Genomic DNA, 15,800 nt, shown 5'->3' with positions numbered 1-15,800 from the left:
TGTGAGCGAGCCGTTATTATCAGTAAAGAATATGAAGAAAACATTCCAGGCAAACGGAGGAATGTTCAGCAAGAAGAAATTTGTCCATGCTGTAAATGATGTATCATTCGATATCTATCCGGGTGAAACTTTCTCTCTGGTAGGTGAGTCCGGATGCGGGAAATCTACGACAGGTAAACTGATCGATCATCTGATCACACCGGATTCCGGTGAGATCTGGTTTGAAGGAAAAGAAATCTCCAGACTTTCCGAGAAAGAAATGCGTCCGCTGCGTTCTGATATTCAGATGGTTTTCCAGGATCCGTACGGTTCCCTAAATCCGAGAATGAAAGTTCAGGATCTCATCGGTGAGCCACTTCTGATCCACACAAATATGAGTGCAGGAGAGCGTCTTAAGAAAGTACATGAACTTCTCGGCACTGTAGGATTAAGTCCGTCTCATGGAGAGCGTTATCCACATGAATTCTCTGGTGGTCAGCGCCAGCGTATCGGAATTGCCAGAGCACTGACAGTGCAGCCAAAGCTGATCATTGCAGATGAACCGGTATCTGCCCTTGATGTTTCTATCCAAGCGCAGGTATTAAATCTTCTGCAGCAGTTACAGAAAGACTTTAATCTTACCTATCTGTTCATTTCCCATGACCTGAGTGTCGTTGAGATGATTTCAGACAGGATCGGTGTTATGTATCTGGGTACGATCGTAGAGACAGCTCCGAAGAAAGAACTGTATGCAAACCCGAGACATCCATATACAAGAGCACTTCTTTCCGCAGTTCCGATCCCGGATCCGGAAGTGAAGAAAGAGCGTATTACATTAAAAGGTGATCTTCCAAGTCCGAGTAATCCGCCAAGCGGATGTCTGTTCCATACACGCTGCCCACATTGTACAGAAAAATGTAAGACACAGGTGCCGACACCTGTTGAAATTGCACCGGGCCATATTGTAAAATGTCATTATCCGGAACTTACAGAATAGGAATTCCGAAATAACAATATTACACCTGAAGATGAACAGTGAAGAAAACAGGATTCACTGAAAGATACAGGTTATCATGAATGGATGAGGAAAGAGGGGGCTATGTTTACTGAGGAAAGACAAAGCGCAATAGAGAAATGCCTTCGTGAAAACGGAAAAGTCAAGGTTAAGGAATTGAGTGAAATGTTTCAGGTCACAGAAGACTGTATCCGAAAAGATCTTAAGACTCTTGAAAACGCCGGTAAGTTAAAGAGAACTTACGGCGGCGCAATCCTTTCACAGGATTATCCGCTGAAAAGAGACGTAGTAGACAGACGCCAGTTTAACCTTGACAAAAAGAGAACAATTGCAGCCAAAGCATTTAAACTGATCAAGAATAACGAAACGATTTTCCTTGATATTTCTACCACAAATATTGAACTGGCAAAGCTTCTTGCTGCGTCAAATATGCGTGTGGTAGTGGTAAGCAATATGATAGATATCCTGCAGATCCTTGCCACAAATCCATCCATTACCGCAATCGGTACAGGGGGAACAATGTACCAGACAGTAAACGGATTTATGGGAGCTGCAACGATAGAAGTGATCAAACAGTATAGCTTTGACCGTGCATTTATAGGAAGCTGCGGTGTGGATATGACTGATTGTGCAATTACTACATTGGGGGTAGAGGACGGATTGACAAAGAAAGCAGCCGTGCACAGCAGCAGACATAAATATGTTGTTATGGAAAGGGATAAATTCTATTTCAATGATTCCTATAAATATGCATACTTCGATGATATCAGCGGAATTGTTACGGATGAATTTCCAGATGATACGATCGTGAGTACACTGGAGAGAGCCGGGGTGAAATTGTTCTGATGCAGGTAAGTCTTCGGGGGACTTATCTGATCTGGTTAAATCAGTCAGCAGAAAGGATGATCTGTCTGGCTTAAATGAAAAAAGATGGAGGCAAGTACGTGAAAGAATATATTTTGGAAGCCTGTGTAGATTCTGTAGAATCTGCTATGGCAGCGGTTGAAGGAGGCGCAGACAGACTGGAACTTTGCGGTAACCTGATCATCGGCGGAACCACTCCGGGACCGTGGCTTTTTGATGAAATAAGAAAGCGTTCGGATATCAGGATCCATGCTCTGATCCGTCCGCGTTTTGGAGATTTCTGCTATACAGATGCAGAATTTTCCCTGATAAAGCATGCAGTGGAAGATTTCAGGAAAATGGGTGCCGAAGGTGTTGTATTTGGGGTGCTGAGGCCGGATGGCACATTAAACATGGAACAGATGAAAGAGCTGATGGAGGCGGCAGGGGATATGTCGGTGACTCTTCACAGAGCTTTTGATGTATGTGTGGATCCAATAGAAACAATGGAACAGGCAATCTCACTGGGAATCAATACGATCCTTACTTCAGGTCAGCGTAATGTATGTCTGCAGGGGGCAGATCTGCTGAAGGAACTGGTAGAGAAGAGTCAGGGACGTATCACGATCCAGGCAGGAAGCGGCGTGGGAGCAGAAGTGATCCGCCAGCTTTATCCGCTTACAGGAGTCAGGGCTTATCATATGACCGGAAAGAGAGTCATTGACAGTGAGATGCAGTTTCGCAAGGATGGGGTCAATATGGGACTTCCGATGCTGAGTGAATATGAGATATGGCGTACGGATGTAGATAATATCCGTGCCGCAAAGAAAGTTCTGGAGGAATTATAATGGCAGAACCGAGAGTTTTTTTAAAAGAGAACAGGGGCCGAATTGAAGAGAACTACCTGGAGCAGGCAAAGAACCTGCCCCGGGTTTTTGCGCCTGTAGACGAAAAATTACAGAAATGTACAGAGGAAGTGGCACTTGCATGTAAATATTTATATGCGTTTATGCCGTACAGTGACATTGGCAATTATCCGTTTGAAGTATTTCTGGACTATGCGGAGAATGGTGTGAGGCTCTGGAAAGAGAATCCGCAGGTCGCAGACCTTCCTGAAGAAATCTTCCTGAATTATGTGCTGTTTCACAGAGTAAATGAGGAGGAGATCGCACAGTGCAGAACTTATTTCCGCGCAGAAATCGGAAGCAGAATACAGGGAATGAACTTCAGAGAAGCAGCGTTAGAAGTGAATTACTGGTGTGCCGAAGAAGCTACTTATCATTGTACAGATGACCGTACTTTATCTGCGATTTCTGTATACCGCAGAGGAAATGGCAGATGTGGTGAAGAGTCTGTATTCACTGTAAATGCACTGCGAAGCGTAGGCGTACCTGCCCGTCAGGTATATGCGCCGAAGTGGTCTCACTGCGATGACAATCACGCCTGGGTAGAGATCTGGTGTGACGGCAAATGGTACTTCCTCGGAGCCTGTGAGCCCGAAGAAATCCTGAATAAAGGATGGTTTACAAACGCTTCTTCCAGAGCAATGATGATCCATTCACGTGTGTTTGACACCAAAATCCCGGAAGGTGAGGTGATCGGCACAGATGGTATGGTGACCATGCTGAATGAATTGAAGAGGTATGCAGTAACCAAAGAAATTACAGTAACAGTAAAGGATGCGCAGGGGTTACCCTCAGAGGGAGCTGAGGTTTCCTTTGAGGTGCTGAACTATTCAGAGTATGCACCGATCGCAGAGAAGAAAACAGACAGTAAGGGAACCGCCAGACTGACAACAGGACTTGGGAGTCTGCATATTTCCGCAAGAATGTGTTCTGACGGCGAGTGGTTCTATGCGGAAACAGTTATGAACACTGAGAAAGAAGATAACTGTGAACTTTGTCTGGTATCGCAGGATAAAAGAAATGACGGCGAATCAGAAAAGTGGACAGCAGCAGATATATTTGCTCCTCATGATGCACCTGTAAACACAGACATGCCGACTTTAGAACAGAAGGCGAAGGGAAATAAGCGTCTGACAGCAGCCAATGCACACAGAGAGCAGAAAGTAAGAAACTGGTCAAATCCGGAATGTGAACGTTTCCTGGAAAAAAAGGTAAACAGGATAGAAGAAGCCATTGCTGCCTCATACAGAGAAGATCTCCTGAGGGTTCTCACAGAGAAAGACAGAACTGACTGTATCAGTGACGTTCTGGAGGAACACCTGGAGCTGGCAATCCCATATCATGGTATGATGAAAAAGGATACCTTTGTATCTTATGTGTTAAATCCAAGAGTAGATGATGAAGTTCTTCAGAAATACAGAAGAGAGATTAAGAAGCATTTTTCCAGAACTGAGAAACAGGAGCTGAGAGATGATCCTTCCAGAATCTGGAATCTGATCGAGAAGGCAATTGTTTCCAGACCGGAGAAAGAGCGTTCCAGTGTGATCACAACACCGGCAGGATGCATAAGGACCTGTACAGGAAGCTTCCTGTCAAAGAAAATCCTGTTTGTTGCAATAGCGAGAACCCTTGGAGTAGCGGCAAGACTGAATCCACATGATCGTTCTATGGAATATATGAAAAACGGAAGATTTGTTCCTGTGCTTGCAAGAACAGAGAAGAACTGTACTCTGATCCTGAAAGCAGGAGAGACTGTACAGTGGAAATATTTCCAGAACTGGAGTATTGCAAAACTGGAGAATGGAAGATATACATCACTGAAACTGGGAGCAGAGAATTTCGAAGATCAGATCCTGAATCTGCCGTTGGAATCCGGAAACTACAGGATTCTTACTTCAAACAGACTTCCAAATGGAAATATGTTTGCAAATGAATATCATTTTGAAATTCAGCCCGGAGAGACAAAGGAGATCGAGCTGGTACTCAGGGAAGCAGATCTGGAGGATATGCTGGAGAATATTTCCATGCCGGAATTCATGCTGAAAACTGAGGATGGTACAGAAGTGAAAGCATCTGATCTTACAGCAGACGGAAAACATATCCTTATGTTTCTGGAAGAAGAAAAAGAGCCTACTGAGCATATTTTAAATGAAATGATGGAGCAGGAAGAGGCTTTCGCAGGATATGCAGAGCAGATTATTTTTGTAGTGAGAAGCAAAGAAGCACTGGAGACACCGACACTGTCCAAAGCACTTGCAAAGTTAAAAAATATTCAGATTTATTATGATGATTTCTCAGAGATTATCAATACTCTGGGAAGGCGTATGTACGTAGATCCGGACAAACTTCCGCTGATTATTGTGACGAATGGAACCCTGAATGGGATTTATGCGACCAGCGGTTACAATGTAGGAACCGGGGATATGCTGCTTAGATTAATGTAACAGAGCGATAAATAAGATGCCCGGAGATGACACCTGTGAGCATCTTCTGGTATTGCCGGATTACATTATTGTATAGATGTAAAGGATTGGATATTGAATTTGCATTTACATAAAGGAGATAAAAATCATGTATCAGTTTAACAGAAAAGAATATGAAGAACGTATGAAATGGTATCAGGATGCCCGTTTCGGAATGTTTATCCACTGGGGATTATATTCTATTCCTGCAAGAGGAGAATGGGTACGCAGTACAGAGGAGATGCCTGAGGAAGAATACCTTCCGTTTATGAAAGAATTTGATGCCAGAGACTATAATCCGAAACAGTGGGCAAAAGAGGCAAAGGCAGCAGGTATGAAATATGTGGTTCTGACTGCAAAACACCATGATGGTTTCTGTTTATTTGACAGTAAATACACAGATTATAAAGTTACCAATACACCTGCAGGAAGAGATCTGATCAAAGAATATGTGGAAGCTCTTCGCGAAGAAGGTCTGAAAGTCGGTCTGTATTTCACCTTACTTGACTGGCATCATCCGGACTATCCTCATTACGGAGACCGCATCCATCCTATGAGAAACCATCCGGAATGCAGTAATGAAAACAGAGATTTTTCTCGTTATATAGAGTATATGTACAATCAGGTGGAAGAGGTCTGCACAAATTATGGAAAAATCGATATTATGTGGTTTGACTTTTCCTATGACGATATGCGAGGCGAGAAATGGGGAGCAACCAGACTGATAGATATGGTCCGCAGATTACAGCCGGGAATCATCATTGATAACCGTCTGGAAGTCAGTGGTGAGGGAAGAGGATCTCTGTATGAATGCGATCCGACACCGTATCATGGCGATTTTATAAGCCCGGAACAGATCATCCCGCCGGAAGGAATCTGTGACAAAGAAGGGAATCCGATGGTATGGGAAGCATGCTTCACCATGAACAATAACTGGGGCTACTGTGCAAATGACCACTATTACAAACCTGCTTCCATGCTGATCAAGAAGCTGGTAGAGTGTGTTTCCAAAGGTGGAAATATGATCCTGAATGTAGGACCTGATGCGAAAGGTAAATTCCCGAAAGAATCCTCCGCGATCCTGGCGGAAATCGGACGCTGGATGGATAAGAACCATGACAGTATCTATGGATGCGCTCCGGCAGCAGATATCCCGAAACCGGATTACGGACGTATCACCAGAAATGGAAACAAGTATTATGTCCATATTTATGAGAATACATTAGGACCACTGCCGCTGATTGGATTTGATAAGAATAAGATTGTGAAAGTACGTGCCCTGGATGACGGACATGAAGTGCCAATCTCTACTTTATGGGTGCACAGCGATTATCCGGATATCGCATTTGTTGACCTTGGTCCGGATCCTGTACTGCCGGATCCTGTAGACTATGTGCTGGAAGTGGAGATGGCTGAATAAAGCTATAGAATACAAAAAAGCTGCCGTATGGCAGCTTTTTTGTATTTCTTAACCGAATTGAGATGCAGGTGTCTGCCTGGTTCAGCATCGGTTTCTCTTGTTTACGAAATAATTCAGAATCCCACCGCCTACGATAATAACAAGTGCAACAGCAACAACACGTTTCGCTGCTTCCTGCGGCATCTGGCTTTTGGAACCGATGGAATCGGAATAGAAAGTCAGGGTATAATTGATCTCATGAGGGGTACCCATGGCGGTAGTGTCTGCGATTACCGGCATGCTCTCATCCATAATGGTAACCGGGATCTGGAATTCAGAATTCGTTCCCTCCTCATTGACAGGGAGATATTTTTTACCGTCAACGATCATGTAGTCATAATTAGAACTGCTCCACTGGATATCGGCAGTTACTTCGCCGTTTTTCACAGTGATCAAAGTCGGTGAAGTGACACTGGCTTTGCCGCTTCCGCCTTCCAGCTCTACCTGGATGGAATACTCCCCATCTTCTTTATCAAGAGTGAAAGCCTGTGCAGCAGGAACAGAAGTCCATACTGACAGACAGCAGATCAAAGCTGCCAGAACTGCAAAAATCTTTCTCATATTTCTTTCCTCACTTAAATTCGATAATTTTCATCATCCCACAATTGAAATTAATTGTCAATACTTTGTTGAAAAAGTTATCCTGTTTTAGTATAATAAAAAGTACTGTCCGCACGCAACATCATTGAGAACGTAGTGAACAGTGAGCACAATAAATGAATATCTGTGAATTGCTTTGCTGCGAAGCAGCTTCTGCAATTCTGATATCATAAAAATGTATATGCAAATCACAGGAGGATATGGTAATGAGAGGAATTTTATACGGAGTAGGAGTTGGCCCCGGAGATCCGGAACTTATGACATTAAAGGCAGTGCGCCTGATCAAAGAGAATGATATTATTGCAGTACCGGGCGCAGAGGTGCGTGAAACAGTTGCATATAAGATCGCAGTACAGGCAGTACCTGAGCTTGCAGACAAAGAACTTCTGCCAATCTATATGCCAATGACACACGATAAGGCAGAACTGGAACTGAACCATGAAAAAGGAGCCAAGGCGTTGGAAGCAGCACTTGATACAGGTAAGAATGTAGTATTTCTGACACTTGGAGATCCGACTATCTATTCAACATTTTCATATGTGCAGAAGAGAGTAGAAGCAGATGGATATAAGACAAGACTGGTAAGCGGCATCACTTCCTTCTGCGCAACAGCAGCACGCCTGAATATCCCGCTTACAGAGTGGAACCAGCCTCTTCATGTACAGCCTGCAGTTCACCGCCTTGACAGTGAACTTGATCAGCCGGGAACCTATGTACTGATGAAATCAGGCAGAAAAATGAATCAGGTAAAGGAAATCCTTGAAAGAAGCGGTCGCGAAGTCCGTATGGTAGAGAATTGTGGTATGCCGGATGAACATATTTACAACGGTGTAGAGGAAATTCCGGATGATGCAGGATATTATTCCCTGATCATTGCTAAAGAGAAAGCCGAAGAGAAATGATAGAGACAAAAGATCTGACGAAAACTTTTGACAATTTTACAGCAGTGGATTCCCTGAATCTGAAAATTGAAAAAGGTGAGTTTTTTGGTCTTCTCGGACCAAACGGAGCAGGCAAGACAACGACCATCAGCCTGCTCTCAACCCTTCTTCTTCCGACAAAGGGAGAAATCCTCATAGACGGTCAGCAGCTTACGAGACAACGTCCTGATCTGAAAAGAAAAATCAGTGTGATCACCCAGGAATATTCTATGCGTCAGGATATGAATATGGATGAGATTATGGAATACCAGGGACGGCTCTATTTTATGCCGCGAAAGCAGATAAAAGAAAGAACAGAAGAACTTCTGGAGTTCTGTGACCTGCTGAAGTTTCGCAAACGTACAGTCCGTAAGCTTTCCGGCGGAATGAAGCGTAAGCTGATGGTCTGTCGGGCATTACTGACAGATCCGGAGATATTGCTTTTGGATGAACCCACAGCAGGTATGGATGCTCTTTCCAGAAGACAGATGTGGAATCTTCTGCGTAAGCTTAATGAGAAAAATCTGACGATCCTTCTGACCACTCACTATATGGAAGAAGCCCAGAACCTCTGTAACCGGGTGGCACTGATGGACCATGGAAAGCTGGAGGAGGTAAGTACTCCGCAAGCATTGATCGAAAGTCTTGGTGCTTATGCAGTAGACGAGATGACAGCAGATGGAACACAGAATCACTATTTCCATACACGACAGGAAGCAATCCGGTATCTGGAAGAGCTTACAGGGCAGGCGTCTCTTCGCGAGACAACACTGGAAGATGTCTTTGTAGAAAGAGCCGGGAAGCATTTGATTTCAAAATAGCAGATATTAACTGAATCAGGGAAGTCCCCTGCGGAGGTTGCGAAAAAAGTTAGAATAATCTGGAGAAAAATGTATGGGAATTATAACAATATTATGGGAGAAGTGGGTAGAATTCCGCCGGGATTTCTATAAAATCACACTGGCGGCAATGATTGCACCGCTAATGTATCTGATCGTATTCGGAATGGGAATCCAGACCACTTCTCATGGACAGCCATACCTGAACTTTCTGATTCCGGGTGTGGTATCACTGACAACTATGAACGGAAGCTTCAACGCCATTGCGCAGAACCTAAACGTACAGAGACTGTATGAGAAGGCTTTTGATCAGGTGATGATCTCCCCCACACCATTATGGCAGTTTATTGCCGGACAGATCATCGGGGGAAGTCTGCGCGGTCTGTATGCAGGAGGAATCATACTGCTTCTTACAGCACCTATTGAGACAGGACTGATCTTCAACGGATGGTCCTTTCTGGTGATGTTTCTGAACGGAGCGGTATTCTCAGCCATCGGCGTGGTGGTCTCCTTTCTGGCAAAAAACCACGCAGACGTGCCGAGGTTTTCCAATTATATCATTATGCCTATGGCATATTTGTGTAACACCTTTTTCTCAACAGAGAAACTTCCGGGATTTGTAGGCAAGTTTGTATCAGCCTTGCCATTATCCCAGACTAGCCATCTGATGAGAAGCATTTCATCAGGTGAGGCGGTGAATTACACCGGTATTGGGATTCTGCTTCTTTATCTGCTGGTGTTTACTGTAGCAGCATCATGGTTTATTTATAAGAAGAAAAATCTGTAACTGACTGACAAGGAGGAGCCTGTGCTCCTCCTTGATCTGTTTATGTATTATATATCAATGTGAATTTTTGTAAAGAGAAAACAGGGAATCATATACTGGTAGTATATCCGATTATTACCGGTGAACAGCGATAAAACGATATTTCCAATTATTGACTTTTATCCTTTGAATGATATACTTGAATTATGCATAACCGAGCAGCTGTTTTTGACATCTGTCCGGTTAAATTTTCACACAGCCATAATAACAGAAGAAAGGGCATACATTATATGAGTAAGCCAAAGATATTAATCGTTGATGATTCACAATTAAACAGAGAAATCCTTTCCTGTATGCTGGAAGATAAATATAATATCTGTGAAGCTGAAAATGGAAAGCAGGCAGTTGAAATCCTTGAAAGATGCCATAAGGATTTTAAGCTGGTGCTCCTTGACCTGATCATGCCGGTAATGGATGGTTATCAGGTACTTGCTGTTATGAAGGAAAAGCAATGGCTGGATATGCTGCCTGTTATCTGTATTTCATCAGAGACTTCCGAAGATAGCATCCGTCGGGTTTATGGGCTGGGAGCAAGTGATTACTTCACACGTCCCTTTGATACAATGACGGTCTTTCATCGTGTTGAGAGTACGATTGAGCTGCATGATAAGATGACGGGAGACCTGCAGGATGCGATGAAAATGTTATCATCTATTTTTCACCGGATACTCAAGATTAATCTCTCGACAGATACTTATACAGTTATAAGAGGAAAAGACAGTACTGTTTCCATGCTTCCAAGTCTTTCTGAAAGCCTTAAAATGATGGCTGATTATAAGTATATTTATGAAGAGGATCAGGAAGAATATTTGAAATTCTGCAGTATAGATAATCTGAGAAGAGAACTTGCGAAAGGCAGAGAACGCATTTACCTGAACTACAGAACTCTGATAAAACAGGAGTACCGCTGGGTATGTATGGAAGTCATCAGAAGTGCAGAATATAAACCGGATGACCAGATTGCCATGATGTATATCCGGGATATCAATGATGAATATCTGAAACAGCTGGATAAGATCATACGTCATGCAAAAGATGCGTTTGCCTCAGTTACAGTAAATATTTCGGATGGAAGCTGTATTATGGCAAACAGCAGGATTGCTTCACTGGAGCTGAAAGATGTAAATGAACCACTGGATTCTTATATTGAGCGGATCAGTCAGTCTATTCCGCAGAGAGAAGTGAGAACTCAGTACAGAAAGGTATTTTGTGTAGATAATCTGAGGGAGTGTCTGACACAGGGAAAAGATATGATCCAATGGGAATGTCCTGTGTATGCCGCAAAAGGAATCAGTCTGAGGATGATCAGAACCACAGTTGAGATGGTCCGGAACGTTTCTTATGACAGGCTGGAAGCACTGATCTATTTTTCTGATATTACAGAGAACTATTTTTCAGAGCAGATTCCGCATATGCTGTACAGAAAGAATTTTGACAGAATAGAGATTATTGACGGGCAGAGAGACTGTGTGAGACTGGATCATCCGGGTATCTGTGCCATGGAGATGGTTCTGGCAGAAGAGATCAGTTATTCCGGTTATGTTACTGAAGTTATGAAGAAATTTGTTCCGGATGATGAGAAATCTGTATATGAAAAATGTGTGCGTCTTGATACCATTCGGAAAGAACTGCAGGAGAAAGATAGATATTCTTTCTCTGTTCATCAGTTTAATAAAAAAGGGGAGAAATGTTTAAAGAACTATACATTTTTTTACCTCAATAAATTTTTTGACATTATTGTAGCTACAGTTGAGGATATTACGGAGAAATTTGAACAGGATATTCTGACGGGCGGATATAACAGACAGGGTTTTATCCGTCATGTGGAACGGATCCTGAAAGAAAGTGAAGACAGAACCGGATATGCGGTTGTATTTTTCGATATTAAGAATTTCAAGGCAGTCAATGAACTTTTTGGAACAGAAATCGGAGATATGATGCTGCGCAAAGTGTACGAAGATGTCCGGAAATCAGAGCTGAAGCCTCTGGTATCGGCACGTGAGGACGCAGATCATTTTATCTGTCTGGTAGAACGTAAGAATCTCAATCTGGATATGCTTACCGGAATGTGTCAGAAGAAACTTACCCGGGGAGGAAAAACACTTCATTTGTCTGTCAAATGTGGGATTTTTATGCTTGAAAAGAAAAAAATGTCTGTGAATGGAATGATTGACAGGGCAAAGATTGCCCAGAGATATATTACAGATGAGTTTGTCCAGTCATATAAGATTTATGATTCTTCCATGAAGAATACATATATAGATAAAGCAACATTAGCAGGTGAACTGGAGGAAGGGATTGAGCAGGGACAGTTCAAAGTATATTTTCAGCCTGTTGTGGATGCAATGACCGGAAAAATTGCATCAGCAGAATCTCTGATCCGGTGGTTCCACCCGAAAAAGGGATTTATTTCGCCGGGTGTATTTATTCCTGCACTGGAGGAAAGCGGACATATTTCCGAACTGGATCTGTATGTGCTGGATTCGGTTAATGAATTTCAGAAGAAACGTTATCAGTCCGATAAGATCACAGTTCCGGTATCAACTAATCTGTCATGGATGGATTTCTATGATGAGACGATCATGAACTGGCTGGAGAAGAAATGTGCAGATGCTTCCATGCCGTCCGGTCTGTGCAGAATGGAGATTACAGAAACTTCCTATGCTGCCATTGAGGCAGACAGAAATGCAACTCTGGAAGCATTAAGAGAAGCAGGGATTCTGCTACTCCTGGATGATTTTGGAAGCGGATATTCTTCCTTTGGAATGCTCCAGAATTACAACTTTGATATTATGAAAATTGATATGAGTTTTGTGCGGCAGATAGAAACCAATACCAAAACACGCAGTATTATCCGCTTCATCATTGAAATGGCACATACTATGGAGATAAAGATTATAGCGGAAGGTGCTGAAACTAAAGAGCAGGTCGAGTTCTTAAGAGACAACGGCTGTGATTATATCCAGGGTTATTATTTTTACAAACCGATGCCGGAGGAAGAGTTTGTGAAACTGCTGGATGCCGGCAGATAACAGTTACATAAAATAGTCTCGCACAAACTGTACAAACTGCTTCACATGGGGTTTCAGAATCCTGTTTTTGCTGTAGACTATATAGAAACTGCGCTTATGGGCAGCTTCCTCCAGCGGAAAGACAAGAATCTGCTTTGTCTTCTGCAGGTCATTGACAGAGCGTGATGAAAGAATAGAGATTCCCAGACCATTAACAATGGACTTTTTGATGCTTTCCAGGTCATTCATGCGGGCGATCACATTCAGATTGCCTGTTGTGATGCCTGTGCGCTCCAGAAAAAGGTCCATTTCTTTTTTTGTGCCGGAGCCCTTTTCCCTGAGGATAATAGGATCTTTCAGGAAATCATGAAAAATAGCGGGTGTTTCTCTGTCCTTGAGTGCAAGATAGTGATCTGTTACAGGAGTTGCTATGACCAGCTCATCATGGCAGAAAGGAATAAATACGCAGCTCTCATCACGTGTATTCTGGCCTACCAGAGCCAGATCTACAGTTCCGTCCAGCACCCGGCTGATGGATTCAGAACTGTCTGACTGTATGGAGTGAAAATAAACATCAGGGTGCGTTTTGCCGAAAGCAGCAAGCAGTTCTGGCAAAAGATAAGAAGAAGGAATGGTAGATGCAGCCAGATCTATCATATGTTTGTGGGCACCTGTAAAATTTTCAAGCAGGTTATTTCTGATTTCCAGCATACGGACTGCACTGTCATAAAGCTGGTAGCCTTTGGCTGTGATCGTTGTTTTCTTTGTAGTACGGATGATCAGTTTCATATGCAGTTCATCTTCCAGGGAACGTATATGCGCACTGATCGTAGGCTGTGTCAGATAGAGGCGGCGGGCTGCCTCTGAGAAGCTGCCGTAGTCCACGACAGCGACGAATGCTTCTAATTGTTTAAATTCCATTGTGAAACTCTCCTTTTATAGTAATCCTCTTAAATAATGCATTTAAGAGGATTACTATAAATGCATCATTTGCGGGGATTGCTATAGTAATGCAGATAATGCATCTAAAGCAATATCCAGTTCCTGTTTTGTATTCTCGGATCCGAAAGAAAACCGGAGAGTACCTTTCGGATATGTTCCAAGGGTTTTATGGGCATTTGGTGCACAGTGAAGGCCAACTCTTGTCATAATTCCGTAAGTACTGTCCAGCTCAAAGGCGGCCTGAGCCATGTCCATATGTAAGGTCTGGACGGATACAACTGCACAACGGTTTTCAATATTTTTTTTACCGATAATACGCAGAAATTTTTCTTCAGGATCCAGATTCAGGATACCATCTATAAAGTATTGTGTCAGCATTAATTCATGTTGGCGGATTTCTTCCATGGACTGTTTCTCCAGATCACAGAGTGCGGCATGAAGTCCCAGAATCCCAGGTATATTGGGAGTTCCGGGCTCGAAACGATCAGGAAGAAATGCCGGTACTTCTTCAGAATGAGAGGCGCTTCCTGTTCCACCGCTGATAAGAGGCTCAATCTGCGCTACCAGTTTATTGCGGATCAGAAAGCCACCTGTTCCCTGTGGCCCTCTGAGTCCCTTGTGACCTGTAAATGCCAGTGCGTCTATGTGACATTTCTCCATATCAATGTTAATGGTTCCTGCCGTCTGTGCAGTGTCCAGAATAAAAAGAAGCCCATGTTCTTTGCAGAAATCTCCGATTTCCTGTGCTGGCATGACAGTTCCGCATACATTAGAAGCATGAAGACAGACCACAAGCTTAGTCTCAGGACGAAGGAGTGCGGTCGCTTTATCAAGCAGAAGACTGCCGTCAGAAGCGCATGGGATCCTGTCAAAAGAAATTCCATGTTTCTCCAGCTGTACAAGAGGACGCATCACTGCATTATGCTCCATGGCAGTTACAAGTACATGATCGCCGGGGTTCAAAAGTCCTTTCAGAAGAACATTCAGACTTGCAGTGATATTTTCTGTAAAAATAACATTCTTACCCTTTCCGGAAGTAAAGTGAAAGAGCCTCAGAAGCTGTTCTCTTGTCTCGAAAATCTGCTCCTCCACAGAATAAGCTGCCCGGTATCCTCCACGATTCACATTCACAGCAGAGCCTGACAGATAATCATAAACTGTCTGTGCCACAGATGGTGCTTTTGGAAAAGACGTACTGGCCTGATCCAGATATATTTTATTCATAAATAAATCCTTTCGTTTGTCATGGGCTCCTCCCACTGCCTTTAGGGACGCCACTGAAAAAGTCTTTATTTTGCATAAAGCAGTACAATATAAAGTGTTTTTATTTGTTTTAATCTACTATATAATGTGTATAAAAATAGTTTTTCAGTGGCGTCCCTTTAGGCGGTGGGAGGAGCCTTGTAAATTGTTATCTATTATCCTTGACTCTCAATATATTTTTGTATAGTTGCTGATGACACTTCTCCAATGCTGCAAGCAAAATAACCATCTGACCAAAATATTTTTTTCTTCCAATATTGTTTTGATAAGACCGAATTATACTTTTGCCATAAGTAGTATGTTGTTTCCTGTTTTACAATTTTAACAATGTCGCATACTCTATCCGTTGCATCATAACTTAACAAAAATGTATATGGTCTTTGTCTGTTTCCATAGCAATTATTTCGTAGCCACGAGTATTAGCTATATCGAGAATCTTTTGTTTCACATCATCAGCAATAGAGCCTTGTAGTAGTTGTTTGCGGTATTTGGTTACAAGAACTATATGTACTTTCAGACTGTATTTTCGTCTGTTATGACGATAATATCTATTATCCATAAATCACCTCTGATAGTTATTGACGTTCACTAAATATTAGTATACACTATTGCTAGTGAAGTATCAATGAGAGGAATAAATTTTATGGAACAGATAACTATAACTGCAAAAGTTCAGATAGTTGCAACTGATACAGATAAAGTTTTGCTTAATAAAACAATGTCTGTTTATTGTGAT

Annotated in this window: 12 protein-coding genes and 1 pseudogene; 9 read left to right on the top strand and 4 right to left on the bottom strand. The window is 42.7% G+C overall.

Annotated elements, in window-relative coordinates; translation table 11 throughout:
• Position 1: 1 nt before the first annotated feature.
• The 5 genes from LJE12_RS07355 (at position 2) to LJE12_RS07335 (ending at position 6,624) form a co-directional block, all read left to right on the top strand.
• A complete protein-coding gene (locus tag LJE12_RS07355; RefSeq protein ID WP_022380022.1) occupies positions 2-976 on the top strand; it encodes an ABC transporter ATP-binding protein in 975 nt (324 codons plus the stop codon).
• Between the two features lie 102 nt (positions 977-1,078).
• Positions 1,079-1,840 carry a DeoR/GlpR family DNA-binding transcription regulator gene (locus LJE12_RS07350; RefSeq protein ID WP_118616819.1) on the top strand — a complete coding sequence of 254 codons (762 nt, stop codon included), beginning with the start codon at positions 1,079-1,081 and terminating at the stop codon, positions 1,838-1,840.
• 98 nt (positions 1,841-1,938) lie between these two features.
• Positions 1,939-2,685, top strand: a complete 747-nt coding sequence (locus tag LJE12_RS07345; protein WP_118616818.1) for a copper homeostasis protein CutC — start codon at positions 1,939-1,941, stop codon at positions 2,683-2,685.
• A complete protein-coding gene (locus LJE12_RS07340; protein WP_173696602.1) occupies positions 2,685-5,186 on the top strand; it encodes a transglutaminase domain-containing protein in 2,502 nt (833 codons plus the stop codon). Before LJE12_RS07345 ends, LJE12_RS07340 begins: the two co-directional genes overlap by 1 nt.
• Before the next feature lie 127 nt (positions 5,187-5,313).
• Complete coding sequence (locus LJE12_RS07335) at positions 5,314-6,624, top strand: alpha-L-fucosidase (RefSeq protein WP_022380024.1); 1,311 nt, start codon at positions 5,314-5,316, stop codon at positions 6,622-6,624.
• A gap of 81 nt (positions 6,625-6,705) precedes the next feature.
• Here the strand turns inward: LJE12_RS07335 and LJE12_RS07330 are convergent, their stop codons facing one another.
• Positions 6,706-7,224 carry a hypothetical protein gene (locus LJE12_RS07330; RefSeq protein WP_022380025.1) on the bottom strand — a complete coding sequence of 173 codons (519 nt, stop codon included), beginning with the start codon at positions 7,222-7,224 and terminating at the stop codon, positions 6,706-6,708.
• A 245-nt stretch (positions 7,225-7,469) separates the two neighbouring features.
• On the opposite strand from LJE12_RS07330, the gene cobI reads away from it, so the two are divergent.
• The 4 genes from cobI to LJE12_RS07310 all read left to right on the top strand — a co-directional run bounded on the left by cobI (position 7,470) and on the right by LJE12_RS07310 (position 12,880).
• Positions 7,470-8,165 carry a precorrin-2 C(20)-methyltransferase gene (gene cobI, locus LJE12_RS07325; RefSeq protein ID WP_227226600.1) on the top strand — a complete coding sequence of 232 codons (696 nt, stop codon included), beginning with the start codon at positions 7,470-7,472 and terminating at the stop codon, positions 8,163-8,165.
• Positions 8,162-9,004, top strand: a complete 843-nt coding sequence (locus LJE12_RS07320; protein WP_062808112.1) for an ABC transporter ATP-binding protein — start codon at positions 8,162-8,164, stop codon at positions 9,002-9,004. Before cobI ends, LJE12_RS07320 begins: the two co-directional genes overlap by 4 nt.
• Before the next feature lie 73 nt (positions 9,005-9,077).
• Positions 9,078-9,809, top strand: a complete 732-nt coding sequence (locus tag LJE12_RS07315; RefSeq protein ID WP_008706312.1) for an ABC transporter permease — start codon at positions 9,078-9,080, stop codon at positions 9,807-9,809.
• Between the two features lie 269 nt (positions 9,810-10,078).
• Positions 10,079-12,880, top strand: coding sequence for a two-component system response regulator (locus tag LJE12_RS07310; protein WP_172678319.1), 2,802 nt, complete (start codon positions 10,079-10,081; stop codon positions 12,878-12,880).
• Between the two features lie 3 nt (positions 12,881-12,883).
• Here LJE12_RS07310 and LJE12_RS07305 read toward each other — a convergent pair whose 3' ends face one another.
• The 3 genes and pseudogenes from LJE12_RS07305 to tnpA all read right to left on the bottom strand — a co-directional run bounded on the left by LJE12_RS07305 (position 12,884) and on the right by tnpA (position 15,623).
• On the bottom strand, positions 12,884-13,780 hold the full coding sequence (locus LJE12_RS07305) for a selenium metabolism-associated LysR family transcriptional regulator (RefSeq protein ID WP_055201543.1): 897 nt from the start codon (positions 13,778-13,780) through the stop codon (positions 12,884-12,886).
• An 81-nt stretch (positions 13,781-13,861) separates the two neighbouring features.
• Positions 13,862-15,025 (bottom strand): aminotransferase class V-fold PLP-dependent enzyme, encoded by a 1,164-nt coding sequence (locus LJE12_RS07300; protein WP_227226601.1) that lies wholly within the window; start codon positions 15,023-15,025, stop codon positions 13,862-13,864.
• 194 nt (positions 15,026-15,219) lie between these two features.
• A pseudogene (gene tnpA / locus LJE12_RS20565) lies at positions 15,220-15,623 on the bottom strand (IS200/IS605 family transposase).
• Positions 15,624-15,800 lie beyond the last annotated feature (177 nt).

Origin of the sequence: Blautia sp. DFI.6.71, assembly GCF_020593585.1 — a bacterium.
In the GTDB taxonomy this organism is placed as follows: domain Bacteria; phylum Bacillota; class Clostridia; order Lachnospirales; family Lachnospiraceae; genus Blautia_A; species Blautia_A wexlerae.
The sequence above is the reverse complement of the archived record's forward strand: the minus strand, read 5'-3'. Positions and strand labels throughout refer to the sequence as shown.

Excerpts from the sequence above, each read along its gene's own strand:
- LJE12_RS07305 (WP_055201543.1), bottom strand. The coding sequence starts at position 13,780 with ATGGAATTTAAACAATTAGAAGCATTCGTCGCTGTCGTGGACTACGGC.
- LJE12_RS07315 (WP_008706312.1), top strand. The coding sequence starts at position 9,078 with ATGGGAATTATAACAATATTATGGGAGAAGTGGGTAGAATTCCGCCGG.
- LJE12_RS07350 (WP_118616819.1), top strand. The coding sequence starts at position 1,079 with ATGTTTACTGAGGAAAGACAAAGCGCAATAGAGAAATGCCTTCGTGAA.
- cobI (WP_227226600.1), top strand. The coding sequence starts at position 7,470 with ATGAGAGGAATTTTATACGGAGTAGGAGTTGGCCCCGGAGATCCGGAA.
- LJE12_RS07340 (WP_173696602.1), top strand. The coding sequence starts at position 2,685 with ATGGCAGAACCGAGAGTTTTTTTAAAAGAGAACAGGGGCCGAATTGAA.
- LJE12_RS07300 (WP_227226601.1), bottom strand. The coding sequence starts at position 15,025 with ATGAATAAAATATATCTGGATCAGGCCAGTACGTCTTTTCCAAAAGCA.
- LJE12_RS07335 (WP_022380024.1), top strand. The coding sequence starts at position 5,314 with ATGTATCAGTTTAACAGAAAAGAATATGAAGAACGTATGAAATGGTAT.
- LJE12_RS07330 (WP_022380025.1), bottom strand. The coding sequence starts at position 7,224 with ATGAGAAAGATTTTTGCAGTTCTGGCAGCTTTGATCTGCTGTCTGTCA.
- LJE12_RS07310 (WP_172678319.1), top strand. The coding sequence starts at position 10,079 with ATGAGTAAGCCAAAGATATTAATCGTTGATGATTCACAATTAAACAGA.
- LJE12_RS07320 (WP_062808112.1), top strand. The coding sequence starts at position 8,162 with ATGATAGAGACAAAAGATCTGACGAAAACTTTTGACAATTTTACAGCA.